The sequence below is a fragment of the Kitasatospora sp. NPDC041988 genome (assembly GCF_055588525.1).
Genome location: NZ_JBVJCO010000019.1, coordinates 128,239 through 150,811, shown reverse-complemented (window position 1 = coordinate 150,811; position 22,573 = coordinate 128,239). Strand labels below are relative to the sequence as shown.

The following is a 22,573-nucleotide window of genomic DNA, read 5'->3' as shown; positions in this document are numbered from 1 at the left end:
GACAGCCCCCGCCAGCGCCTGCAGGGCGAACTGCGCCAACTGCGCCAGCTGCGAGAACTCCGCGAACTGCGCGCCCGGGAGGGCGCCCGCGACCGGCGCGGCGAACCCTCGGCCGGCGGCCCCGCCCGCTCCCGGCTCGACCAGCCGCGGACCGCCCGCCCCGGCCTGATCACCCTGCCGACATACGACCCGGAGGCCTTCGGCAAGCTCTCCGAACGGATCGCCCGCTTCCTCGGGACGGGGCGGTTCATCGTCTGGATGACGATCGTGGTGGTCCTCTGGGTGGGCTGGAACACCGTGCTGCCGGACCAGGTCCACTTCGACGACTACCCGTTCATCTTCCTCACCCTGATGCTCTCGCTCCAGGCCTCGTACGCGGCGCCGCTGATCCTGCTCGCGCAGAACCGCCAGGACGACCGGGACCGCGTCAACATGGAGCAGGACCGCGCCCGCAGCGACCGCAACATCGCCGACACCGAGTACCTGACCCGCGAGGTGGCCGCGCTGCGCCAGGGCCTCGGCGAGGTCGCCACCCGCGCCTTCATCGCCTCCGAGCTGGGGAGCATCCGCTCCGAACTCCAGTCCCTGCTCAAGGAGATCGACGAGCGCCGGGAGACCTCCGACGTGCTGTGACCGGCGGCACGCTACCGCCGGGTTAACCGGTACGCCCGGAGCCGTACCATCAAGGCATGGCCAACGAGACAGAGGTCGCGGCCGGCGTCACGGAGGAGTCCGTACGCCAGGCGCTGGCGACCGTCAACGACCCGGAGATCAACCGCCCGATCACCGAGATCGGCATGGTGAAATCGGTCGAGATCGCCGAGGGCGGCGCGGTGCGCGTCGCGGTCTACCTGACGGTCTCCGGCTGCCCGATGCGCGACACCATCGTCACCCGCGTCCGCGAGGCGGTCGGCAGGGTCCCCGGTGTGACCGGGGTCGAGGTGGAGCTCGACGTGATGAGCGACGAGCAGCGCAAGGAGCTCTCCCAGCTGCTGCGCGGCGGGGCCCCCGAGCGGGAGATCCCGTTCGCCAAGCCCGGCACGCTGACCCGCGTCTACGCCGTCGCCTCCGGCAAGGGCGGCGTCGGCAAGTCCTCGGTGACGGTGAACCTGGCGGCCGCGATGGCCGCGGACGGCCTCAAGGTCGCCGTGGTGGACGCCGACATCTACGGCCACAGCGTGCCCCGGATGCTGGGCGTCGAGGGCCGGCCCACCCAGGTCCAGGACATGATCATGCCGCCGCAGGCGAACGGCGTGAAGGTCATCTCGATCGGCATGTTCACCCCGGGCAACGCCCCCGTGGTCTGGCGCGGCCCGATGCTGCACCGCGCGCTGCAGCAGTTCCTGGCCGACGTCTACTGGGGCGACCTCGACGTCCTGCTGCTCGACCTGCCGCCCGGCACCGGCGACATCGCGATCTCGGTGGCGCAGCTGGTCCCCAACGCGGAGATCCTGATCGTCACCACCCCGCAGATGGCCGCCGCCGAGGTGGCCGAGCGGGCCGGCACCATCGCGGTGCAGACCCACCAGAAGATCGTCGGCGTGATCGAGAACATGTCCGGCATGCCGTGCCCGCACTGCGACGAGATGATCGACGTGTTCGGCACCGGCGGCGGCCAGACCGTCGCCGACGCGCTCACCCGGACCGTCGGCGCCACCGTCCCGGTGCTCGGCTCGATCCCGATCGACGTCCGCCTGCGCGAGGGCGGCGACGACGGCCGCCCGGTCGTGCTCGCCGCCCCCGACTCCCCGGCCGGCGCCGCCCTGCGCGCCGTCGCCGGCAAGCTCGGCGGCCGCCAGCGCGGCCTCTCCGGCCTCTCCCTGGGGCTCACCCCGAAGAACAAGTTCTGACGGACATCTCGAAAGGGCCGGGCGCGTGCGCCCGGCCCTTCGTGCTGTCCGGGGCTACGGGCGGGTGTAGGCGGTCAGGTCGGGGACGGTGGAGAAGCCGGCGCCGTAGGCGCTGACGCCGCGGCCGTAGGCGCCGAGCAGGACGCCGGGGGCCTCGCCGGCGAGCACCCAGCCGTACTCGGACTCGCGGTAGCGGAAGGGTTGCGGCAGGCCGTTCACCGGGAGGCTGAGGGTGGACCAGCCGGGGCCGGCCAGGTCGTCGGCGAGGTCCCAGGCGAGGGCGGACTGCTGGTCCAGCCAGTCCTGGCGCAGGGTGCGGTCCAGCTGGCCCGGCCAGGTCGAGGCGAGCAGGCCGGAGCCGGCCAGCCAGGCCGCGGAGGAGGCGGAGGTCGCCTCCAGGGTGCCGGTGTTGTCGGCGCTGCGGCGGCTGTCCCGGCGGGCGACGGTGACCACGACCGCGAACTTGCGCATGTCGCGCGGCTCGTACTGGCGGGCCGGCTCCTCACCGTGGCCGAGCGTGCCGTAGTCGACGCTGCCGGCCGGTCCGGTGCGCGGGCCGCCGGCGCCGGCCTGCATCAGGTAGCGGCGGCCGGTCCAGCCGTCGTCCAGGCCGTACCAGGGGAAGTCCGCCGACAGGTAGGGCACCAGCGGGTCCGCCGGGCCGGCCTGGCCGCCGACCACCCGGCCACCGGCCGTGGCCGTCCCCACCGCATGACTCGTCGCGTCCATCCCCGGGCCTCCTCAAACGCACGTATTCCTGCCGCTGCGCGCTCCCATCGTGGCGTACCGCGGCGTCTCCGCCGTGCGTCTTCGGTCCGCAGGGGACCGGAAGTGACCGACGGCACAGCGGGAACAATCAGCACAATAGCGGCGCGGACGCCGCCGCCCCGCTCAGCCGTGCGGCCGGGCGGGGCGGTGGTGTCGTCGTGCGGACGCGTCCCCGCCCCGGGCCGAAGGGCACGCCGGGTGCCGAAAGGGTGGGCCCCGCCTGCCCGACGGCGGGCAAGGAGGGCGAGCGAGGAAGCCGTGAGGAACGAGCGGCATCGGAGCGCCGGCCGTCGGCACCCGCTCCGAACGCCCAGAGGCGAGCAGGCGGAGGTGAGCGGGCGGGCTACGTGGCGTCGGGGTCGAACGGGGGACGCTCGCCGGCCTGGAGCGGAGCGCCCGAGGAGGCGGCCGCCGGGGCGGCGGCGGACTTGTCCATGCTGACCGTGCCGGTGCGGCCGTGGCCGTTCACCGTGGCGGCGGGCTTGTCGTCCAGCACCGAGCGGATGTCGAGGGAGTCCCGCATCTCCTTGAGGCCCAGCGGGTCCTCGTTGCCGCCCATGAGCTGCTTGCGGACGAAGGTCTTGGGGTGGAGGTCCTCGAACTCGAAGTCCTTGAACTCCGGGCCGAGCTCGCTGCGGATGTCCTCCTTCGCGCTGTCGGCGAAGGACCGGACCTTGCGGATGAAGCCCATGGTGTCCTGGATCAGCTTCGGCAGCTTGTCCGGACCGAAGATCACGATGGCCATGATGACCAGGGTCAGGATCTCCAGTCCGCCTACGTCGCTGAACACCTAAGCTCCCTCAGCTCGTCGGACAACGGTTCCTAACAGCGTAATGGCCACCGGCGGTTCCAGGGCCCACGGTGTGATGAAGCCGTGGTGAAGACCCGCCGATGGCCGTGGCCGAGGTGACCCCGGGGTGCCCTAACGGGTCTCGTGGTGCAGACCTGCCAGGCCGGAGCTGGGAGTGCGGTCCGGACCGTCGTACGGCGGGGTCGCGCCGCGGGTGGCCGCCACCGGGCGGACCGGGAAGTCCACCGGGACCTGCGCGGTCATCGGGACCAGCCCGCCGCTGCGGCCGGTGCCGCCGACCGCCGGGCTGACCGAGGTGCCGTGCTGGTCCTCGCTCTGCGCGGTGAAGCCGCCGACACCGCCGAGCGTCACCGCGGCGACCGAGAAGGCCCCGGCGGCGGCGAAGACGAACCGGCGCCCGCGCGGCGGGACCTGCCGGACGACGGCGGGGCTCGTGGCGGCCGGCCCGGGGTGGGCGGAGGCCTCGAGGCGGCTGCTTCGCCGGCCCATCAGCGGGCGCAGCACCGATCCGCCGCGCCCGAACGCCCGGGGGTCGATGCCCGGCACCGGAGCGTCGGCGCCGAGCGCGCCCGCGCCGAAGGAGGCGCCGGCGCCGCGGCCGAAGGAACCGCCGTTCAGCCGGCTGCCGCCGAGCGTGCCCCCCGCCGCGGGGAGGCCGCCGCCGGGCAGGTCGTCGTCGTCCCGGCGCGGCCGGTCGGCGGCCGGCGGCCGCTCGTCCGAAAGGTCGTCCGGGAGGGCGCCCACGGCCATCAGCCGGGCCATCAGCCCCGAGGACGGACCGGGCGTGTCGGTACGGGTCAGCAGGTGCTTGACGGCGCGGCCCTCGTCGGCCTCGGCGAGGCACTGCGGGCAGGTCGCCAGGTGGGCCTGGACGCGGTCGCGCGAGTCGTGGCCGAGCTCGCCGTCGACGAAGGCGGAGAGCCGCTCCCCGAGGTGGTGTTCCTCGGCGTGCTCGGTGGGCCGGACGGCGACCGCGCGCAGCGCGGGCTCACCCGGCAGGGCGGCGGACGACGGCACGGGCACGTCGGTGCCGTCCTGGCCGCGGCGGCCCAGCTGGGGCCAGCCGCCCCGGCGGTTGGCGGCCTTGCCGGTCGCGTCCGGCCGGCCCGACCCTGACCGGCCGGTTCCGCTCACGATCGCCTCCGTCCGCGCCCGCCCGGCGCTCCGGGGGCCTCGCCGGCGGCGACGCCGACCGGCACCGGCTCCTCGGAGCCACCCCGGCGCTCGCGGCCGGGGGCCGCGCCGGGAGCGCGGTGCTTGAGCGCGGCGCGCAGGTGCGAGCGGCCGCGGTGGATCCGGCTGCGAACGGTGCCGAGCTTGACGCCGAGCGTGGCCGCGATCTCCTCGTAGGAGAGGCCCTCGATGTCGCAGAGCACCACGGCGGCACGGAACTCGGGGGCCAGCGTGTCCAGCGCCTGCTGGATGTCGGCGTCGAAGTGGGTGTCGCTGAAGTGCTGGGCCGGGCTGGGCTCGCGGGAGGCCAGCCGCTCGGCCGCGTCCTCGCCGAGCGCGTCGAAGCGGATGCGCTGGCGGCGGCGGACCATGTCCAGGAAGAGGTTGGTGGTGATCCGGTGCAACCAGCCCTCGAACGTGCCGGGGGTGTAGGTCGACAACGAACGGAACACCCGGACGAAGACCTCCTGGGTGAGGTCCTCGGCGTCGTGCTGGTTGCCCGTCAGGCGGTAGGCGAGGCGGTAGACGCGGGCGCTGTGGGCCTCGACGATCTCCTCCCACGTGGGCGGAGTCCAGGTCTGCGCGTCGGGACCCTCGGCGAAGCTCGCGAGGGCGGCGGGGGCCTCGGTGGTACCGGCGGCCGGCGTCGCGGCGGCCGGCTGGTCCAGGGGGGAGTGCGCAGGCTGGTTCATCACGGGCTTCGGCGTACGGGCCGACGTGGTGCTGCGGATGTGCCGCCGCACAGGGACGTCGCCCTCGGCCACACCTCCTCGGTCGGCTCTTCTGCCCAGCAGGGCCACCACCATATCCACCTCACCCGTCAAGCCCGGATAAAAGTGCCCGGGGCCGTCAAGCCCGGATACGGGCCCGGGGATGTCGGCTCACCCGGTCCCTGCTCCACCCAACGGCCCGCCGCCGTACGCGGTTCCCGCCCGGCCAGTAATCTGTGGCAGGAAATATCGACATCCGCTTCGACATCCGCTCCGCGCCGGGCCACCGCCCGGGGCTCCGAAAGAGGCAGCCATCAGCGAGTTCGGGCCCGCCCGCGTGGCCCTCGCCGACACCTATGTCGGCGAGGATGCGGTGCTGACGTACGCCCGGGCACAGTCCGCGCGGACCGGCATCAAGGCGATCGGACCGAGCGGCGGGGCCTGTCTGCGCCTGCTGGCGGCGGCGCTGGACGCCAAGGCGGTGGCCGAGATCGGCACCGGGACGGGCGTCTCCGGGGTCTACCTGCTGCGCGGGATGCGGCCGGACGGCGTGCTCACCACGGTGGACTCCGAGCCGGTCCGCCAGCAGCTGGCCCGGGAGGCCTACCAGGCGGCCGGGTTCGCGGCCAACCGGTCGCGGTTCATACCGGGCCGGGCGCTGGAGGTGCTGCCCCGGCTCGCGGACGGCCAGTACGACCTGGTCTTCTGCGACGGGGACCCGGCGGAGTCCCGGGAGTACCTGTCGGAGTCGATGCGGCTGCTGCGGCCCGGCGGGATGGTCTGCTTCGAAGGCGTCTTCCAGGAGGGCCGACTGGCCGAGCCGGAGCTCCAGGACCCGCAGACCCACGCGGTGCGCGACCTGGTCCGGGACGTCCGGGAGAGCGAGTCGCTGCTGCCGGCGCTGCTGCCGGTCTCGGACGGGCTGCTCTGCGCCGTGAAGCGCTGAGGGCCCCGGGCCGGGCCCGGGGACGGCAGCGGACCCCGGAAACCACAGGGCCCGGGCCGACGCAATCGTCGTACCCGGGCCCGGCAGCACATCTCAAGGAGATGGCGAGCACCCGCTGCGGTCAGCCGCAGGCCTTCTTCAGGGCCTCGCCGAGGGCGTCGGCCTCGTCAGGCGTGAGCTCCACCACAAGGCGTCCGCCGCCTTCGAGCGGAACGCGCATGATGATGCCCCGCCCCTCTTTGGTGACTTCGAGCGGGCCGTCACCCGTCCGCGGCTTCATGGCCGCCATGCTCGTTCCCCTTCCTGCAACCGCTCAGCTACGCACCGGCAGTCCGTCCACCGCCGGTATCGAACGCATTGATCGGAAGCCATTATCCCGCATGCCACGGCCTGATGACCAACATCACTCTCGGTGCAACCAGGGCCGGACCGGCCTCAAGCGGCACATTTCCCGGCATAAGCCCCGGCGCGGCGCCGGTCCGTACGCCACCGAAAGGTGCGATACCTCACACTCCCCACCCGGCCGTGTGCTCCGGCATCCTGACACACGACCGACCCGTGACGATCACAAGGGAGCCCCTCACCCATGTCCGATTCCGTGCTGTACGAGCTGGACGGCGGCCTGGCCGTCATCACCATCAACCGTCCGGAGGCGATGAACGCCCTGGACGTCGCCACCAAGGTGGCGCTGCGGGACACCGTGGCCGCCGCCGCCGAGGACCGGGCGGTGCGGGCGGTGCTGCTGACCGGGGCCGGCGAGCGGGCCTTCTGCGTCGGGCAGGACCTCAAGGAGCACCTGGGCCTGCTGAAGCGGGCCGAGGAGACCGGCGAGGGCGCGCTGAAGACCGTCGCCGAGCACTACAACCCGCTGATGCGGGCGCTGGCCGGGATGCGCAAGCCGACCGTGGCGGCCGTCGGCGGCGTGGCGGCGGGCGCGGGCGCCTCGCTGGCCTTCGCCTGCGACTTCCGGATCATCGCGGACACGGCCGGCTTCAACACCGCCTTCGCCGGGATCGCGCTGACCGCCGACTCGGGCGCCTCCTGGACGCTGCCCCGGCTGGTCGGGCACGCCAAGGCGACCGAGCTGCTGATGCTGCCGCGCACGGTGAAGGCCACCGAGGCGATGGAGCTGGGCCTGGCCACCAAGGTCGTGCCGGCCGCCGAGCTGGCCGCCACCGCGCGGGTCTTCGCCAAGGAGCTGGCCGAGGGCCCGACAGTGGCGCTCGGCGCGCTCAAGGAGTCGCTGGCGTACGGCGCCTCGCACTCGCTGGACGAGCTGCTCGACAAGGAGGACGAGCTGCAGACCCTGGCGGGCGAGAGCGAGGACCACCGGATCGCGGTCCGCGCCTTCATCGCCAAGGAGAAGCCGAAGTACCTGGGCCGTTAGGGCTTGAGCGCCTGGCGGACGTGGCAGTCCGCCAGGTGGTCGTCGACCAGGCCGCAGGCCTGCATCAGGGCGTAGGCGGTGGTCGGGCCGACGAAGCGGAAGCCCGCCTTCTTGAGCGCCTTCGCCAGCGCTGTCGACTCGGGCGTGACGGCCGGCACCTCGGCCAGGCTGCGGGGGGCCGGCCGGTCCGGGTCACCGGCGTACTGCCAGATCAACGCGTCCAGGCCGCCGTCGAGTTCGCGGGCGACCTTGGCGTTGGCGATGGACGCCTCGATCTTGGCGCGGTTGCGGATGATCCCGGTGTCGCCGAGCAGCCGCTCGACGTCCGCCGGACCGAACTCGGCGACCTTGTCGATCTCGAAGCCGGCGAACGCGGACCGGAAGCCCTCGCGGCGGCGGAGGATGGTGATCCAGGACAGGCCGGACTGGAATGCCTCCAGGCAGACCCGCTCGAACAGCGCGTCGTCGCCGTGCACCGGGCGGCCCCACTCGGTGTCGTGGTAGACCCGGTAGTCGTCCGTGGAGTCGCCCCAGGCGCAGCGGCGCAGGCCGTCCGGGCCGGTCACGGCGCCGTCCGCGCTCACTGGTCCGCCGCCGGCCTGGCGTCCTCGGGGTGCTTGGTGAGGCTCGCCGGCTCGACCACCTTGGCGAACTCCTCCAGGCCGGGCAGCGGTTCGGCGCCGGCGTCCGGGCCGTCGGTCGCCTCGACGGCGCCGCGCACCGTGGCGACGGCCTCCAGCTCGGCGATCCGGGCATCCCGGTAGGCGAGTTCGGCGCCCAAGCGGTCGAGGACGTCGTCCACCTCGTCCATCCGGTAGCCGCGGACGGCCATCGGCAGGCGGATGCCGTCCACGTCGTCCTGGCTCAGCGGACGGTCCTGCGGCAGCCGGGCGGCGATCCGGTCCTGCACCGCCTCCGGCAGCGAGCCGCCCCCTCCGAGCGCCACCAGCGCGGCGCCGCCGACCACCACGGCCATGGCCACCACGATCACCCAGAACACGTGCTGTCCTCCCGACTTCCCGGCCGGCCCCCGTACTGGTGGGATCATGGTTCCCGAGAGGCCGGGGGCCATCATCGCACCCGCAGCAGCTGTGGAGGAGACATCGGTGGCACTGCGCCTGGGACCACGGGAATTCGGTGACGACGAGCTGGTGATCATGGCGATCGTCAACCGTACCCCGGATTCGTTCTTCGACAGGGGCGCCACCTTCGCCGACGAGGCCGCGTTCGCCGCAGCCGACCGCGCGATGGCCGAGGGCGCCGCGATCCTGGACATCGGCGGGGTGAAGGCCGGGCCGGGCGACGAGGTCACGGTCGAGGAGGAGCTGCGCCGCACCGTGCCGTTCGTGGCGGAGCTGCGCAAGCGCCACCCCGAGGCCGTGATCAGCGTGGACACCTGGCGTCACGAGGTCGGCGAGGCGGTCTGCGAGGCCGGCGCGGACCTGCTGAACGACGCCTGGGGCGGAGTGGACCCGAAGCTCGCCGAGGTGGCCGCCCGGCACGACGTCGGCCTGGTCTGCACCCACGCGGGCGGCGCCGAGCCGCGCACCCGGCCGCACCGGGTCGGCTACGAGGACGTGATGGCGGACATCCTGCGGGTGACCGTCGGGCTCGCCGAGCGGGCGGTGGGGCTGGGCGTGCGACGGGACGCGGTGATCATCGACCCGGGGCACGACTTCGGCAAGAACACCCGGCACTCGCTGGAGGCGACCCGGCGGCTGCCGGAGATGACCGCGACCGGGTTCCCGGTGCTGGTCTCGCTCTCCAACAAGGACTTCGTCGGCGAGACGCTGGACAAGCCGGTGGACGAGCGCCTGCTCGGCACGCTGGCCACCACCGCCGTCTCGGCCTGGCTGGGCGCGCAGGTCTACCGGGCGCACCAGGTGGCGGAGACCCGGCAGGTGCTGGACATGGTCGCCTCGATCCGGGGCACCCGCCCCCCGGCGGTGGCCCGCCGGGGGCTGGCGTAGGCCGCTCTTCCAGGCGCTCGGCTCGCCTCCGGGCCGCTCGCGTGGGGCGGCGCCGGATCTCGTTGTCAGATCTCGTTGGCCGGCCGGCGGGCGTCGGCGAGGATCTTCATGACCTCGTCGATGTCGTCGGTGATGTGGAACAGCTCGAGGTCGTGCGGGGCCGCCTTGCCCTGCGCGACCAGGGTGTTCTTCAGCCAGTCGACCAGGCCGCCCCAGTACTCGCTGCCGAACAGGATCACCGGGAACCGGGTGACCTTCTTCGTCTGGACCAGGGTCAGCGCCTCGAACAGCTCGTCCAGGGTGCCGAGGCCGCCGGGCAGCACCACGAAGCCCTGCGCGTACTTCACGAACATCGTCTTTCGGACGAAGAAGTAACGGAAGTTCAGCCCGAGGTCGACGAACTCGTTGAGCCCCTGCTCGAAGGGCAGCTCGATGCCGAGGCCGACGCTCAGGCCACCGGCGTCCGAGGCCCCGCGGTTGGCCGCCTCCATCGCGCCCGGGCCGCCGCCGGTGATCACCGCGTAGCCGGCCTCGGCCAGCGCCCGGCCGATGGCCACGCCGGCCGCGTACTCGGGCGAGTCGACCGAGGTCCGGGCCGAGCCGAAGACGCTGATCGCGGGCGGGAGTTCGGCGAGTGCGCCGAAGCCCTCGACGAACTCGGAGGTGATCCGCAGCACCCGCCACGGGTCGGTGTGGAGCCAGTCGGTCGGGCCGGTGGTGTCCAGCAGGCGCTGGTCCGTCGTGCTTTCGCCGACCTGGTCCCGGCGCACCAGCACCGGGCCCTTCTGCTTCTCGGGCCATGCCTTCTTCGGGCGCGGCTCGCCCACCCGCTCGGGACCGTGACCGTAGTGCTTTTCGTCTCCAGTGCCTGTCATGACGAAACCCTACGCCCGTTGATCCCGGTTTTCAGGCAACGGTGGAAGGTCGGTTGGGCGACCGGAAGATGGCATTCGGCTGTTGATCCTCCGGCCCGCCCATCGGACCGGTCAGCCGGTCAGCCAGGCGCGGAGCCGGTCCTCGGTCTCGGCGATGGCGGAGAGCGAACAGTGCTCGTCCCGCTTGTGCGCCAGGTTCGGGTCACCGGGGCCGTAGTTGACCGCGGGGACGCCGAGCGCGCTGAAGCGGGCGACGTCGGTCCAGCCGAACTTGGCGCGGGCGACGCCGCCGGTCGCGGCCAGGAAGGCCTGCGCGGCGGGCTGGGAGAGGCCGGGCAGCGCGCCCGGGGAGGAATCGGTGACGGTCAGCTCGAAGCCGTCGAAGACCTCCCGGACGTGCTTCTCGGCGTCCGCCTCGCTGCGGTCCGGCGCATAGCGGAAGTTGACCGTCACCACGCACTCGTCGGGGATGACGTTGCCGGCCACGCCGCCGTCGATGCGGACGGCGTTCAGGCCCTCGCGGTACTCCAGGCCGTCGATCTCCACCCGGCGCGGCCGGTACGCGGTGAGCCGGCCGAGCACCTCGGCGGCGTGGTGGATGGCGTTGTCGCCGAGCCAGCTGCGGGCCGCGTGGGCGCGCACACCGGTCAGCCGGATCTGCACCCGCAGGGTGCCCTGGCAGCCGCCCTCGACGGTGGCCCCGCTGGGCTCCATCAGCACGGCGAAGTCGGCGGCCAGCCAGTCCGGGTGCGCGGCGGCGAGGTGGCCGAGGCCGTTGCGGTGGGCCTCCACCTCCTCGCAGTCGTAGAAGACGTAGGTGAGGTCGCGGTTGGGCTCGGTCAGGGTGGCGGCCAGCCGGAGCTGGACGGCCACACCGGACTTCATGTCGGAGGTGCCGCAGCCGTAGAGCAGGTCGCCCTCGACGTAGGACGGCAGGTTGTCGGCGATCGGCACGGTGTCCAGGTGGCCGGCGAGCAGGACGCGCTCGGCGCGGCCCAGGCTGGTCCGGGCGACCACGTTGTTGCCGTACCGGTCGACGGTGAGGTGCGGGTAGGCGCGCAGGGCGGCCTCCACCGCGTCGGCAAGCGCCTGCTCGTCGCCGCTGACCGACGGGAAGTCGACGAGCCGGGCGGTCAGCGCACCGCCGTCGAGGGTGAGGTCCAGGGGCGTCTTCGGGCTGCTCATGGTCGTCCAGCCTAGTCCCGCGGGCGGCTCCGGCCGTGAACTGCGGGCGGGTGCGGCCGCGAATCCGAGAACCGTGGGCGCCGCACATCCGTCCGAGTGGGTACGGTGTCGGATCAGATGCACGGTGGAGAGGGGCGGCGGTGGCCAGGAAGAAGAGCGGCGAGCAGGGCGGCGACGCGACGCCCGGGCGGCGCCGCAGGCCGCTGCGCGCGGTACTGATCGGACTGCTGGTGCTCGCGGTCGTCGCGGTGGGCCTGTTCTGGCTGCGCGACCAGAAGCTGCTGACCCCCGAGGGCTGCGCGGTGAAGACGCCGGCCGGCGAGGGCACCCTGGAGGTGCCGCAGGCGGCCAACGCGGCGACGATCGCCGCCGTCGCGCACGCACGCGGCCTCCCGGACCGGGCGGTGACCATCTCGCTGGCGACGGCGATGCAGGAGTCCAAGATCCGCAACCTGTCCGGCGGCGACCGGGACTCGGTCGGACTGTTCCAACAGCGGCCCTCGCAGGGCTGGGGCACGGCGGAGCAGATCATGGACCCGGTCTACGCGACCAACAAGTTCCTGGACGGCCTGGTCAAGGTCCCCGGCTACACCCGGCTGCCGCTGACCGACGCGGCCCAGCAGGTGCAGAAGAGCGGCTACCCGCAGGCCTACGCCAAGCACGAGACCAAGGCGACCCTGCTGGCCTCCGCGCTGACCGGCCGCGAGCCGGCCTCGCTCAACTGTGTGGTGCACGACTTCGCCGCGCCGGAGCCGGAGGAGGACACCGCCTCGCCGGCCGCCTCGGCCGTCCCCGCCGCCGCGGCCTCCGCCACCCCGGCCGGGCGGCCGGACCGGGCGCAGGTGCTGAGCGACCGGGTGCGCCGCGAGTTCGGCCGGACGGTGGCGCCGGCCACCGGCTACAGCTCCTCCATCAAGGGCGCCGAGAGCGCCGTCTCGCTCACCCCGGACCCGGCCGCCAGCACCGACGCCGGCCCGGACGCCGAGCGGCAGAACGGCTGGGCGGTGGCGCACTGGGCGGTGACGCAGGCCCAGCAGCTGGGCATCGAGACGGTCGCGTACGACGGGAAGATCTGGCGCAAGGCCAAGTCCGAGGACGGCTGGAAGCCGCAGCCGACCGGTACCTCGACCAAGCTGGTGCTGGTCTCGCTGGCGGCGCCGGCGAAGGCGTAGCGGCCTGCGGCGGTGCGGGCGCGGCGGCCCGCGGAGACACGGGAACGCGGACGGCGGTGGCGTCGCCGCAGCCGCCCGCGGTGGCGCGGCGGACGGTGGTCGCCGGGCGCTGACGCACTGGTGTCCGGGTTGCCGCTGAACGGGTGATTGCGGTCAACTTCGGTGGACGATAGCCCTGTTGCGGCAGGCGGGGTGCAGAACCGTCTCTGCCCTTGGCCCGCACCGTCTCCGCCCCGCCGGCAGGCCGGCCGTCGCACCCCGGCGTCGCACATACGATCCGATCGTCGGCCGGTCCTTTTCCTTGCTCCGGCCGAAACCTTCTGGCTTCTCAAGCGGTAATAACCTCGTCCGCCCGGCGGACGGGACGGACCCAGACCCTTCGAGGAGCCCCATGTCTCACCCCCTCACGCGCCGGATCGCCCAGGCCGCGCTGCTCGTGGCGGCCGGCGCGACCCCGCTGGTCGCGGCCGGCTCCGCGTCCGCCGCCGACGCCCTGCTGCCCAAGTCCGACCTGGCCGCCCCGCTGGGCCAGCTGACCAACACCGACGCGGGGTCCACCCTGCAGCACACCACCCACGAGCTGGGCCAGGCCGCCGGTGACACCGGCGCCGCCACCGTCGCCGCGGGCGTCCCGGCCACCGCCGACGCCACCGGCAACATCGTCGCCCACCAGCTCCCCGAGGCGAACGAGAAGGCCGGCTCGCTGACCGCCCCCGTCGACAAGACCGCCGCCACCACCGGCCAGCTCTCCGCCATCACCCCGAAGGTCGCGTCCGCGCTGGCCGGCAAGCTCGGCGAGGCCGTCACCGGCGGCCACGGCGCGGCCGGCCGCAGCGCCGGGGCCGGCGCCAACCCCGTCGGCGGGCTCTCCCAGACCGCCGGCCTGACCCAGGGTCTGCCCGGCACCGGGGCGCTCACCGGCGCCGTCCCCGGCGCCAACGTCGTCACCGACGCGCTGCCGCTCGGCGCGCTGGGCCGTGCGCTGCCGGCCGAGGCCACCTCCGCCCTGCCCGGCGCCGACGTGCTGGGCCTGGCCGAGCACGGCTCGGCCAACCGCCTCGGCGGCGCCGACCTCGGCCCGAACTCCCCGCTGTCCGGCCTCTCCCCGATCACCGGCCTGCTCGGCGGCATCGGTGGCGGCGGCCTCGGCGGCCTGCCGATCGGCTGATCCCCCGTCCTGACACGAAGGGGGCCGGCGTCCCGTCCCGGACGCCGGCCCCCTTCACTGTGCGGGTGCTCAGCCGCGCAGCCGCTCCACGGCCGCCGCGACCCGCTCGTCGGTCGCGGTGAACGCGACCCGGACGAACCGCTCGCCGGCCGGCCCGTAGAAGTCACCGGGCGCCACCAGGATGCCCAGCCCGGCCAGTTCGGCCACCGTCTCCCAGCACGGCCGGTCCTGGGTCGCCCACAGGTACAGGCTCGCCTCCGAGTGCTCCACCCGGAACCCGTACGCCTCCAGCGCCGCCCGCAGCGCCGAGCGCCGCGCCGCGTACCGCTCGCGCTGCTCGGCCACGTGCGCGTCGTCCGCCAGCGCCGCGATCGTCGCCGCCTGGACCGGCGCCGGCACGATCATGCCGCCGTGCTTGCGCACCTCCAGCAGCTCCCTGACCACCACCGGGTCGCCCGCCACGAAGGAGGCACGGTAACCGGCCAGGTTGGAGCGCTTGGAGAGGGAGTGGACGGCCAGCAGGCCCTCGTGCTGCCTTCCGTCGTCGGGGCCGCCGCAGACGTCCGGGTGCAGGACGGAGACCGGGTCGGCCTCCCAGCCCAGCTCCAGGTAGCACTCGTCGCTGACCAGCAGCGCCCGGTGCTCCCGAGCCCACTCCACCGCGCGGCGCAGCTCGTCCTTGCCGAGCACCCGGCCGGTCGGGTTGGAGGGCGAGTTGACCCAGAGCAGGCGCACCCTCGAACCGTCCAGCTCGTCCACGGAGTCGTACTCGACCGGCTCGGCGCCGCAGAGCCGCGCGCCCACCTCGTAGGTCGGGTAGGCGAGGCGCGGGTAGGCGACCTGGTCGCCGGCGCCGAGGCCGAGCTGGGTCGGCAGCCAGGCCACCAGCTCCTTGGAGCCGACGGTCGGCAGGACGGCCTGCGGGCCGATCTCGGCGCCGACCCGGCGGCGCAGCCAGCCGGCGATCGCCTCGCGCAGCTCCACCGGGCCCCAGACCGTCGGGTACCCGGGGGTGTCGGTGGCGGCGGCCAGCGCCTTCTGGATCACCTCGGGGACCGGGTCCACCGGCGTGCCCACGGAGAAGTCGCAGAGCCCGCCGGGGTGGGCGAGCGCGGTCCGCTTGTACGGCTCCAGCTTGTCCCAGGGGAAGACCGGCAGGAGGTCGGAAACGCGGCGCGCCGCCCCCGGGTGGCCCGGGAACGGCGCGTGCGTGCTGTCGTTGGTGCTCACAGCTCAGTTGCCACCGATCGTCAGTGGTCGGCGTTCTGCGGCGGCAGAGCGGCGATGAACGGGTGGTCGCGCTCGATCAGGCCGAGCTTCGAGGCACCACCGGGCGAACCGAGGTCGTCGAAGAACTCGACGTTCGCCTTGTAGTAGTCCTTCCACTCCTCCGGAGTGTCGTCCTCGTAGAAGATCGCCTCGACCGGGCAGACCGGCTCGCAAGCGCCACAGTCGACACACTCATCCGGGTGGATGTAGAGCGATCGCTCGCCCTCGTAGATGCAGTCAACCGGGCACTCTTCGATGCACGCCTTGTCCTTGACGTCGACACAAGGCTGCGCGATGACGTAGGTCACGCTGTCGTTCCTCCTCGGAAGGGCCCTGGCGGCCCATTCTGTTCTGCTCGCGTGCGCGGGTGAGCGCGGCGTCGTCGATGCCCGCCCCTAGTATCGCGGGTCGGAGACAGCAAATGCACAGGAGGTGCCCAGATGGCGGCTGGAGGACCGGTCCAGGATCGCCCGGAGGTCCGGATAGATCGCTCTGACGTGGGACGACGCGTGTCCGTCCGGCGTGTCACGGAGTTCGTGGACGGTCGGCCGGTGTTCCGGGATGCGATCGGCGTGCTCACATCGTGGGACGATCATGGGCTGACGGTCGTCCCGCGCAGCGGCGATCCGGTCTCCTTCGACGAGAAACTGCTGGTCGCGGGCAAGGTGGTACCGCTCTTCCCGGCCCGGCGCGCCCCCATGCCGGCCACCGCGCCGGTCGAGCTCCAGCGGATCGCCGCCCACGGCTGGCCCGCCGTCGAACAGGAGCCGCTCGGCGCGTGGACGCTGCGCGCCTCGGCCGGGTTCACCCGCCGGGCCAACTCCGTCCAGGCGCTCGGCGACCCCGGGCTGCCGCTGCCGGCCGCGCTGACCGCCGTCCGGGAGTGGTACGCGGCGCGCGGGCTGCCGGCCTGGGTCGAGGTCTCCACGCCCGGCTCGCCCGAGGCGCTGCGGGCCGAGCTGGACCGGCTGGGCGCGACGTACTCGCCGACCCTGGTGCGGGTGGCGGAGCTGGCGCCGCTGACGAAGCTCGGCGACAAGGCCGGCCGGGACCGGGTGCGGCTCGCGCGAACCGCCGACAACGACTGGATGTCGCTGTACCGGCGGGTCACCGACGCCCCGGCCGTCGGGGAGGCCGCCCGCGCGGTGATCCACGGCGGCCCTTCGGTCTGGTTCGCGACCGTCCACGACACCTACGGCTGCGAAACCGAAGGCGACGGGACGCCACCCGTCCTCGCCATCGGGCGCTGTGTCATCGACGGCGCGTGGGCGGGCCTCAGCGCGATCGAGGTCGTGCCGTGGGCCCGCCGCCAGGGCCTGGCCACCGCGGTGATGGCCGTGCTCGCCGCCCGGGCCGCCGAGGAGGGCGCCACCGGCGCGTACCTCCAGGTCGAGGCGGAGAACGACGGTGCGATCGCGCTTTATGACGGACTTGGCTTCACGACCAGTCACACTTACCACTACGCCCGCCTTCCCCAGGGGTAGGACTCCCCCGGGGGCTTCGCCCGCCTGTCCGTCTGTCCGCCCGTCTGTCCGCCCGTCTGTTGTCCGTCCCCCCGTTGTCCGACCGTCTGTTGTCCGCCCGTCGTACGAAAGCCGTCGCAGCCACCGTGACCGAGCAGAGCAGAGCACGCTTCCGGACCGAGGCCCGGGCCGAGCACCCCGATCCGGTGCTGCTCTGCCTGCTCGCCGCCGCCGAGCACACCCCCGCCCCGGACCCCGACGACCCACAGGACCCGCCCACCCTGGAGGCCCTGCTGGCCGCCTGCGAGGCCGCGCTGGAGCGGCACGCCGCCGCCGTCCGGCTGGCCGTCGCCGAGCGCGCGCCGGCCGGGCCGGAGGAGACCGCCGCGCTGCTGGCCGCCGTCCTGGGCGGGCGCGAGCGGTTCCACGGGCGGCAGTCCGACTACCGGCGGCTGGAGTCCTCACTGCTGCCGGAGGTGCTGCGGCGGCGGCGCGGGCTGCCGATCATGCTCTCGCTGGTCTGGACGGCCGTCGCCCGGCGGGCCGGGCTGACCGTCCACGGCGTCGCCCTGCCCGGCCACTTCATCGTCGCGGTCGGCGGCCCGGGCGGCGGCGAGGAGTATGTCCTCGCCGACCCGTTCCACGGCGGGCGGCTGCTCGACCCGGAGGACGCGGCCGCCCTGGCCGGCCGGACCGGCCACCCGTTCACGCCCGAACTGCTCACCCCCGCACAACCCCTGGACATCGTCCACCGGGTACTGGGCAACATCCGGGCCTGGGCCGCCGACCGCCCCGAGCACGCCCGCAGCCAGCTCTGGGCCACCGAACTCGCCCTGCTCCTCCCCCGCCACCCGGCCCAGCTCCGCCTGGAGCGGGCCGAGCTGCTGGTCCGCACCGGCGACTTCCTCGCCGGCTCGGCCGAGATGGACGCGTACGCGGAGATCCTGGACGCCTTCGACCCGGACACCGCCGCCCGGGTCCGCCTCGACGCCCGGGCGGCCCGGCACCGACTGAACTAAGGCGTTTCCGACGATTCCCGCCTGGCGCACGGAACTGTCGGACACGCCCCTCGCGCGGGCTCCTACAGCCAGCCCTTCTCACGGGCGATCCGGACCGCCTCGGTGCGGTTGCGGGCCTCGGTCTTCTGGATCGCCATCGACAGGTAGTTGCGCACCGTCCCCTCGGACAGGTGCAGCCGCCGGGCGATGTCCGCGTTCACCGCGCCGTCCGAGGCGGCCGCCAGCACGTCCCGCTCGCGGGCGGTCAGCGGGTTGGCCCCCTCGGCGAGCGCCGCGGCGGCCAGCACCGGGTCGATCACCCGCTCGCCGCGCAGCACCCGGCGGATCGCCTGGGCCAGCTCGGACGCCGGGGCGTCCTTCACCAGGAAGGCGTCCGCACCGGACTCCATCGCCCGCCGCAGGTAGCCGGGCCGACCGAAGGTGGTCGCGATCACCACCTTGGTCTGCGGCCGCTCCTTCCTCAGCAGCGCCGCCGCCTCGATGCCGGTCATCCCGGGCATCTCGATGTCCAGCACCGCGACCTGCACGTCGTTGGCGACCGCCGCCGCCACCACCTCGTCGCCCCGGCCCACCTGTGCGACGACGTCGATGTCCCCCTCCAGCCCGAGCAGCGCGGCCAGCGCCTCCCGGACCATGCCCTGATCCTCCGCCAGAAGCACCCGGACGGACGGGTCGGCATCGTTCTGAATCTCAGTCATGGGATCTGACCCTAGTAGTGCCCGGTCGGGCCGGAGCCGGGCCGCCGCTCCGGCACCGGCCTCCGGCCGCCCCGCTACCGGGCCGGGGCCGTCTCCGGGCAGTTGTGGTACGCCGCCACCAGCCAGCGGCCGTCGCGGCGGACCAGCGTCCAGGTGGCCAGCACCCAACGGTCGTCGGGCACCTGCCGCTCTCCCGCCAGGACCACCGCGCTGCGGCTGACCACCAGGGCGGTGCCGACAGCCGGGAAGCGCACGCTCTGCACCTCGTCCACCACCCGGGAGCCCTTGAGCGGGCCCGCGAAGCCGGCGGCCATCCGGTCCCGGATCTCCGTCCGGCCCACGCGGTGGGAGCCGGAGAGGGTGGAGGTGGCGTCCTCGGTGTACCCGGTGACGAAGGCGTCGGCGTCGTTGTCGCTCCACGCGGCGTACACGCCGTCCAGCACCGCGAGGACGGCCCGCTCGTCGGTCGTGACGGCGTCGGTGGTCGGGACGGCGTCGTCGGTCGTGACGGCGTCGGTGGTCGGGACGGCGTCGTCGGTCGGAACCGTGTCGGTGGTCGTCATGTCGGGGTCCTCTCGTAGGCTGTGCCACCGGCCGGCCGGCAGATGGCTCACCGGTACGTACCGGTGAGCCGGGCCGGATTCATCGCTTCGGCGGCAAGAGATTTCTTCGGGGGCAGCCATGAGGACGGCCGAGGAGTTCACGCGGGCCACCGACCCGTACCTTCGCGAGCTGCTCGCGTACTGCTACCGGATGCTCGGCTCGGTGCACGACGCCGAGGACCAGGTACAGGAGACGCTGCTGCGGGCCTGGCGCGCCCACGACCGGTACGACCCCGAGCGTGCCTCCCCCCGCACCTGGCTCTACCGGATCGCCACCAACGTCTGCCTCACCGCGCTCGACCAGCGCACCCGGCGCCCGCTGCCGTCCGGGCTGGGCGGCCGGCCGGGCGCCTCGCCGGACGAGCCGCTGGTCCGCGCGGACGAGGTGCCCTGGCTGCAGCCGTTCCCGGACGCCCCGGCCCGGCCTGGTGCCCCGGCCGGTGACCCGGCCGCCGACCCGCTCTCCGACGGCGGGCTGCGGCTCGCCCTGGTCGCCGCCATGCAGGTGCTGCCGGCCCGCCAGCGCGCGGTCCTGATCCTGCGCGACGTGCTGGGCTTCCCCGCCGCCGAGGCGGCCGCCGCGCTCGGCCTGACGGCCGCCGCCGTGAACAGCGCCCTCCAGCGGGCCCGCGCCGGCCTCGCCGCGGCCGGGCTGCGCGAGGAGGAGATCACCGAGCCGGCCGAGCCCGGCGCCCGCGCGGTGGTCGACCGGTACGTGGCCGCCTTCCGGGCCGCCGACCTCACCGCCCTGGCCGGGCTGCTGGCGGACGACGTGGTGCTGGAGATGCCGCCGTTCACCAACTGGTACACCGGCCGCGCCGCGTACACCGGCTTCATCGCCCGGGTGTACGCGATGCGCGGCACCGACTGGCGGATGGAGCCGGTCACGGCCAACGGCCAGCCGGCGGTGGCGGCCTACGCCCGGGATGCGGACGGCGTGTACCGGCTGCACACGCTCCAGGTGTTCACGGTCACGGGCGGGCTGGTCAGCCGGCTCACGGTGTTCCAGGATCGGGAGGTGTTCGCGGTCTTCGGCCTGCCGGCAACCGCTCCTGGTCCTTCCGGGGGTCGCACCTCTGCCCGCTGACCACGACCGAGGGCATGCCGGTGAGCCGGTGCCGAAGAACCCGAAGCCGCCTTGGCGTCCTTCGCCCGGCTCGTGTCCCGCCGGCCGGTCACAGCTTGAAGATCGCCCCGCGCCACGTCCACCCCGCGCCGAGAACCGCATCCCGCAAGGGGTCCTTCATCTCCGCGGGGTCGAAGCGGAACACCTCGGTCGTCCGCAGACGGCCGTCAGCCCCGCGCTCGACCTTCCACTCTCGCGAAACCCCGGTCACCTGCCCGCGGGAGTATTCGCGCGACGGCGCCGGCCTCGGCGTGTCGCCGACCCACGTGACCTCCAGCTGCTCGTCGAGCGCGCGGACTTCGTGGTTCGCCGGCACCAGACGCATCCGGGTCCGGACGGCCCGGTCCGGCTGGGTCCGGGCGAAGAAGGTACGCCAGGCAGGATCCCTGATCCGCCATTCCGCCACCAGGTCGGCGCCCTCGGAAGCAGTGCCGTTGCGCACGACGTACGGCACGTCGGGCCCGTTGAGCCCGAGCAGCGCCGCCCGGACATCCCCGGCGGAACGCGGTGCGACACCGCTGCCGGGGTGCTTGGTACCGGTCAATGCGTCGAAAAGGCCCATCGGGTCAGCCTATGAATGTCCGGCCGCCGGAGACAAGATCGCTCACCGGGCCGGTACCGTCAAAAAAGGGTGCCCGGGCCCGTCTTCGCCGACCGGCCGGCGGACACTCTTCGCCGTGGTCGCCGCCCGCCCGGACGTCGGCTCGTTCGTCCGGCGAATCCGCTTGAGTCTCCCGTGGGGGGAGACGCGAAAGTGGAGCCATGGACGACCGCACGTTGCAGTACTCGATCGGCGACCTGGCCCGGCGGACCGGCCTGACGGTCAAGACCATCCGGTTCTACGCCGACGAGGGCCTCGTCCCGCCCGCCGACCGGACGCCGTCCGGGTACCGCCGCTTCGACGTCCATGCCCTGGCCCGGCTCGACCTGGTCCGGACGCTGCGCGAGCTGGGCCTCGACCTGGCCGCGATCCGGCGGGTACTGGAGCGGGAGACCCCGCTGCGGGAGGTCGCCGCCGCCCACGCCGAGGCGCTGGACGTGCAGATCCGCACGCTCCGGCTGCGGCGCGCGGTGCTGCGGGCGGTCGCCGAACGCGGCTCCACCCCTGAGGAGATGAGACTCATGCACAAGCTCGCCAAACTGTCCGACGCCGAACGGCGGCGCCTGATCGGCGACTTCATCGACGAGGCGTTCGGCGGCCTGGACGCCAACCCGGAGTTCGTCGCGATGATGCGCTCGGCCATGCCCGAGTTGCCCGACGAGCCCAGCGCCGAACAGGTCGAGGCCTGGGTGGAGCTGGGCGAACTGGTCCAGGAGCCACAGTTCCGCGCCTCCGTACGGCGGATGGCCGAGCAGCAGGCCGCCGAGCGGGCTGCGGGCGATCCCGGCGGGCTGCACCACGCGCTCACCGAGGCCGTGCGCTCCGAGATCGGGGCAGCGCTGGCGGCCGGTGTCGCGCCGGACTCACCGGGGGCTTCCGCAGTGCTCGCCTCGCTGACCCGGCAGTACGCCGAGACCTTCGGCCGGCCGGACGACGCGGAGCTGCGGCGGTGGCTGCTAGACCGGTTGGAGACCGCCGACGACCCCCGCGCGGAGCGGTACTGGCAGCTGCTCTCGGTGATCAACGGCTGGCCGGTGCCGGAGAGCCTGGCCGAGGTGTTCAAGTGGTTCACCCAGGCGCTGCGGGCCCACGACGCCTGAGCGTTCTAGGCTGCGGGAATGATCAAGCCGATAGAACTCGTGATATTCGACTGCGACGGTGTGCTCGTCGACAGCGAACGAATCGCTGCCCGCGTCCAGGCCGCGCTGGGCGCCGAGTTGGGGTGGCCGCTCACCGAGGCCGAAGTCGTCGAACGGTTCATCGGGCGCTCCCAGGTGTCGATCGGCGCGCAGATCGCGGAGCGGCTCGGCGCGGAGACAGCAGCGCTCTGGTGCGAGCGGTTCGAGCAACGCCACCAGGAAGAGGTGGACACCCGGCTGGAGGCGGTCGAGGGACTGCCCGAGGCTCTCGACGTGATCGACCTGCCGACCTGCGTCGCATCGAGCGGCTCGCACGAGAAGATGCGCCACACCTTGGGCCGCACCGGCCTCTACGAGCGCTTCGCCGGCCGCATCTACAGCGCCACCGAGGTCACCCACGGCAAGCCCGCCCCGGACCTCTTCCTGCACGCCGCCCGGCAGATGGGCGTCGACCCGGCCGCCTGCGCGGTGGTCGAGGACAGCCGCCCCGGCGTCCAGGCCGCCCGCGCCGCCGGCATGCGCGCCTTCGGCTACGCGGGCGGCCTGACGGCGGCCGAGCTGCTGGAGGGCCCGGGAACGGTGGTGTTCCACGACATGCGCAAGCTGCCGGAGCTGCTCGCGGGAGGGTGAGCGGAGTAGGA

26 protein-coding genes are annotated in these 22,573 nt (G+C 73.7%); 12 read left to right on the top strand and 14 right to left on the bottom strand.

The window, feature by feature from the left end; all coding sequences use genetic code 11:
* Positions 1-18: 18 nt before the first annotated feature.
* Complete coding sequence (locus ACZ6NC_RS20670) at positions 19-633, top strand: DUF1003 domain-containing protein (protein ID WP_465734771.1); 615 nt, start codon at positions 19-21, stop codon at positions 631-633.
* Positions 634-689: 56 nt separating this feature from the next.
* Positions 690-1,850 (top strand): Mrp/NBP35 family ATP-binding protein, encoded by a 1,161-nt coding sequence (locus tag ACZ6NC_RS20665; RefSeq protein WP_148643045.1) that lies wholly within the window; start codon positions 690-692, stop codon positions 1,848-1,850.
* Between the two features lie 54 nt (positions 1,851-1,904).
* Here the strand turns inward: ACZ6NC_RS20665 and ACZ6NC_RS20660 are convergent, their stop codons facing one another.
* From ACZ6NC_RS20660 to sigE, 4 genes are all read right to left on the bottom strand, one after another.
* Positions 1,905-2,579, bottom strand: a complete 675-nt coding sequence (locus ACZ6NC_RS20660) for a hypothetical protein (RefSeq protein WP_465734737.1) — start codon at positions 2,577-2,579, stop codon at positions 1,905-1,907.
* A 382-nt stretch (positions 2,580-2,961) separates the two neighbouring features.
* Positions 2,962-3,408, bottom strand: a complete 447-nt coding sequence (locus ACZ6NC_RS20655) for a sec-independent translocase (protein ID WP_465734735.1) — start codon at positions 3,406-3,408, stop codon at positions 2,962-2,964.
* 132 nt (positions 3,409-3,540) lie between these two features.
* On the bottom strand, positions 3,541-4,563 hold the full coding sequence (locus ACZ6NC_RS20650; RefSeq protein ID WP_465734733.1) for an anti-sigma factor family protein: 1,023 nt from the start codon (positions 4,561-4,563) through the stop codon (positions 3,541-3,543).
* Positions 4,560-5,294: an RNA polymerase sigma factor SigE gene (gene sigE, locus ACZ6NC_RS20645; protein ID WP_396320950.1), complete on the bottom strand. Its 735-nt coding sequence runs from the start codon at positions 5,292-5,294 to the stop codon at positions 4,560-4,562. The genes ACZ6NC_RS20650 and sigE overlap by 4 nt, the downstream gene beginning before the upstream one ends.
* A gap of 355 nt (positions 5,295-5,649) precedes the next feature.
* Between sigE and ACZ6NC_RS20640 the strand changes: the two genes are divergently transcribed.
* Positions 5,650-6,258, top strand: coding sequence for an O-methyltransferase (locus tag ACZ6NC_RS20640; protein ID WP_241002579.1), 609 nt, complete (start codon positions 5,650-5,652; stop codon positions 6,256-6,258).
* Positions 6,259-6,379: 121 nt separating this feature from the next.
* Here the strand turns inward: ACZ6NC_RS20640 and ACZ6NC_RS20635 are convergent, their stop codons facing one another.
* Positions 6,380-6,547, bottom strand: a complete 168-nt coding sequence (locus ACZ6NC_RS20635; RefSeq protein WP_014137929.1) for a DUF3117 domain-containing protein — start codon at positions 6,545-6,547, stop codon at positions 6,380-6,382.
* A 297-nt stretch (positions 6,548-6,844) separates the two neighbouring features.
* Here ACZ6NC_RS20635 and ACZ6NC_RS20630 point away from each other — a divergent pair, with 297 nt between their 5' ends.
* On the top strand, positions 6,845-7,645 hold the full coding sequence (locus ACZ6NC_RS20630; RefSeq protein WP_465734731.1) for an enoyl-CoA hydratase-related protein: 801 nt from the start codon (positions 6,845-6,847) through the stop codon (positions 7,643-7,645).
* Here the strand turns inward: ACZ6NC_RS20630 and ACZ6NC_RS20625 are convergent.
* Both ACZ6NC_RS20625 and ACZ6NC_RS20620 read right to left on the bottom strand, forming a co-directional pair.
* On the bottom strand, positions 7,642-8,229 hold the full coding sequence (locus ACZ6NC_RS20625) for a DNA-3-methyladenine glycosylase I (RefSeq protein WP_465734729.1): 588 nt from the start codon (positions 8,227-8,229) through the stop codon (positions 7,642-7,644). The two genes, ACZ6NC_RS20630 and ACZ6NC_RS20625, sit on opposite strands and share 4 nt — an antisense overlap.
* The gene (locus tag ACZ6NC_RS20620) at positions 8,226-8,645 is read right to left on the bottom strand and encodes a DivIVA domain-containing protein (protein WP_465734728.1); all 420 of its coding nucleotides are present in this window, start codon (positions 8,643-8,645) and stop codon (positions 8,226-8,228) included. Before ACZ6NC_RS20620 ends, ACZ6NC_RS20625 begins: the two co-directional genes overlap by 4 nt.
* 157 nt (positions 8,646-8,802) lie before the next feature.
* Here ACZ6NC_RS20620 and folP point away from each other — a divergent pair, with 157 nt between their 5' ends.
* Entirely contained in the window at positions 8,803-9,615 is an 813-nt protein-coding gene (gene folP, locus ACZ6NC_RS20615; RefSeq protein WP_465734769.1) for a dihydropteroate synthase, read from the top strand.
* Between the two features lie 65 nt (positions 9,616-9,680).
* Here folP and ACZ6NC_RS20610 read toward each other — a convergent pair whose 3' ends face one another.
* Positions 9,681-10,490: an LOG family protein gene (locus ACZ6NC_RS20610; protein ID WP_465734726.1), complete on the bottom strand. Its 810-nt coding sequence runs from the start codon at positions 10,488-10,490 to the stop codon at positions 9,681-9,683.
* A gap of 111 nt (positions 10,491-10,601) precedes the next feature.
* Positions 10,602-11,675: a succinyl-diaminopimelate desuccinylase gene (dapE, locus tag ACZ6NC_RS20605; RefSeq protein ID WP_465734724.1), complete on the bottom strand. Its 1,074-nt coding sequence runs from the start codon at positions 11,673-11,675 to the stop codon at positions 10,602-10,604.
* Between the two features lie 140 nt (positions 11,676-11,815).
* On the opposite strand from dapE, the gene ACZ6NC_RS20600 reads away from it, so the two are divergent.
* Together ACZ6NC_RS20600 and ACZ6NC_RS20595 are read left to right on the top strand one after the other, a co-directional pair.
* Positions 11,816-12,847, top strand: a complete 1,032-nt coding sequence (locus ACZ6NC_RS20600) for a VldE C-terminal domain-containing protein (RefSeq protein ID WP_465734722.1) — start codon at positions 11,816-11,818, stop codon at positions 12,845-12,847.
* Positions 12,848-13,238: 391 nt separating this feature from the next.
* Positions 13,239-14,015, top strand: a complete 777-nt coding sequence (locus ACZ6NC_RS20595; RefSeq protein WP_465734720.1) for a hypothetical protein — start codon at positions 13,239-13,241, stop codon at positions 14,013-14,015.
* A 69-nt stretch (positions 14,016-14,084) separates the two neighbouring features.
* Here the strand turns inward: ACZ6NC_RS20595 and dapC are convergent, their stop codons facing one another.
* Positions 14,085-15,245, bottom strand: coding sequence for a succinyldiaminopimelate transaminase (dapC, locus tag ACZ6NC_RS20590; protein WP_465734718.1), 1,161 nt, complete (start codon positions 15,243-15,245; stop codon positions 14,085-14,087).
* 20 nt (positions 15,246-15,265) lie between these two features.
* Positions 15,266-15,592 carry a ferredoxin gene (gene fdxA, locus ACZ6NC_RS20585; RefSeq protein ID WP_030061559.1) on the bottom strand — a complete coding sequence of 109 codons (327 nt, stop codon included), beginning with the start codon at positions 15,590-15,592 and terminating at the stop codon, positions 15,266-15,268.
* 132 nt (positions 15,593-15,724) lie between these two features.
* Between fdxA and ACZ6NC_RS20580 the strand changes: the two genes are divergently transcribed.
* A complete protein-coding gene (locus tag ACZ6NC_RS20580) occupies positions 15,725-16,768 on the top strand; it encodes a GNAT family N-acetyltransferase (RefSeq protein WP_465734716.1) in 1,044 nt (347 codons plus the stop codon).
* A gap of 125 nt (positions 16,769-16,893) precedes the next feature.
* Entirely contained in the window at positions 16,894-17,766 is an 873-nt protein-coding gene (locus ACZ6NC_RS20575) for a transglutaminase family protein (RefSeq protein WP_465734714.1), read from the top strand.
* Between the two features lie 62 nt (positions 17,767-17,828).
* Here the strand turns inward: ACZ6NC_RS20575 and ACZ6NC_RS20570 are convergent, their stop codons facing one another.
* Positions 17,829-18,464, bottom strand: coding sequence for a response regulator transcription factor (locus ACZ6NC_RS20570; protein WP_465734712.1), 636 nt, complete (start codon positions 18,462-18,464; stop codon positions 17,829-17,831).
* A 74-nt stretch (positions 18,465-18,538) separates the two neighbouring features.
* Complete coding sequence (locus ACZ6NC_RS20565; RefSeq protein ID WP_465734710.1) at positions 18,539-19,027, bottom strand: SgcJ/EcaC family oxidoreductase; 489 nt, start codon at positions 19,025-19,027, stop codon at positions 18,539-18,541.
* A gap of 100 nt (positions 19,028-19,127) precedes the next feature.
* On the opposite strand from ACZ6NC_RS20565, the gene ACZ6NC_RS20560 reads away from it, so the two are divergent.
* On the top strand, positions 19,128-20,153 hold the full coding sequence (locus ACZ6NC_RS20560; RefSeq protein ID WP_465734767.1) for an RNA polymerase subunit sigma-70: 1,026 nt from the start codon (positions 19,128-19,130) through the stop codon (positions 20,151-20,153).
* Between the two features lie 88 nt (positions 20,154-20,241).
* Here the strand turns inward: ACZ6NC_RS20560 and ACZ6NC_RS20555 are convergent, their stop codons facing one another.
* On the bottom strand, positions 20,242-20,754 hold the full coding sequence (locus ACZ6NC_RS20555; protein ID WP_465734708.1) for a hypothetical protein: 513 nt from the start codon (positions 20,752-20,754) through the stop codon (positions 20,242-20,244).
* Positions 20,755-20,954: 200 nt separating this feature from the next.
* On the opposite strand from ACZ6NC_RS20555, the gene ACZ6NC_RS20550 reads away from it, so the two are divergent.
* Both ACZ6NC_RS20550 and ACZ6NC_RS20545 read left to right on the top strand, forming a co-directional pair.
* Positions 20,955-21,893, top strand: a complete 939-nt coding sequence (locus ACZ6NC_RS20550; RefSeq protein WP_465734706.1) for a MerR family transcriptional regulator — start codon at positions 20,955-20,957, stop codon at positions 21,891-21,893.
* Between the two features lie 18 nt (positions 21,894-21,911).
* The gene (locus ACZ6NC_RS20545; RefSeq protein ID WP_465734704.1) at positions 21,912-22,562 is read left to right on the top strand and encodes an HAD family hydrolase; all 651 of its coding nucleotides are present in this window, start codon (positions 21,912-21,914) and stop codon (positions 22,560-22,562) included.
* Positions 22,563-22,573 lie beyond the last annotated feature (11 nt).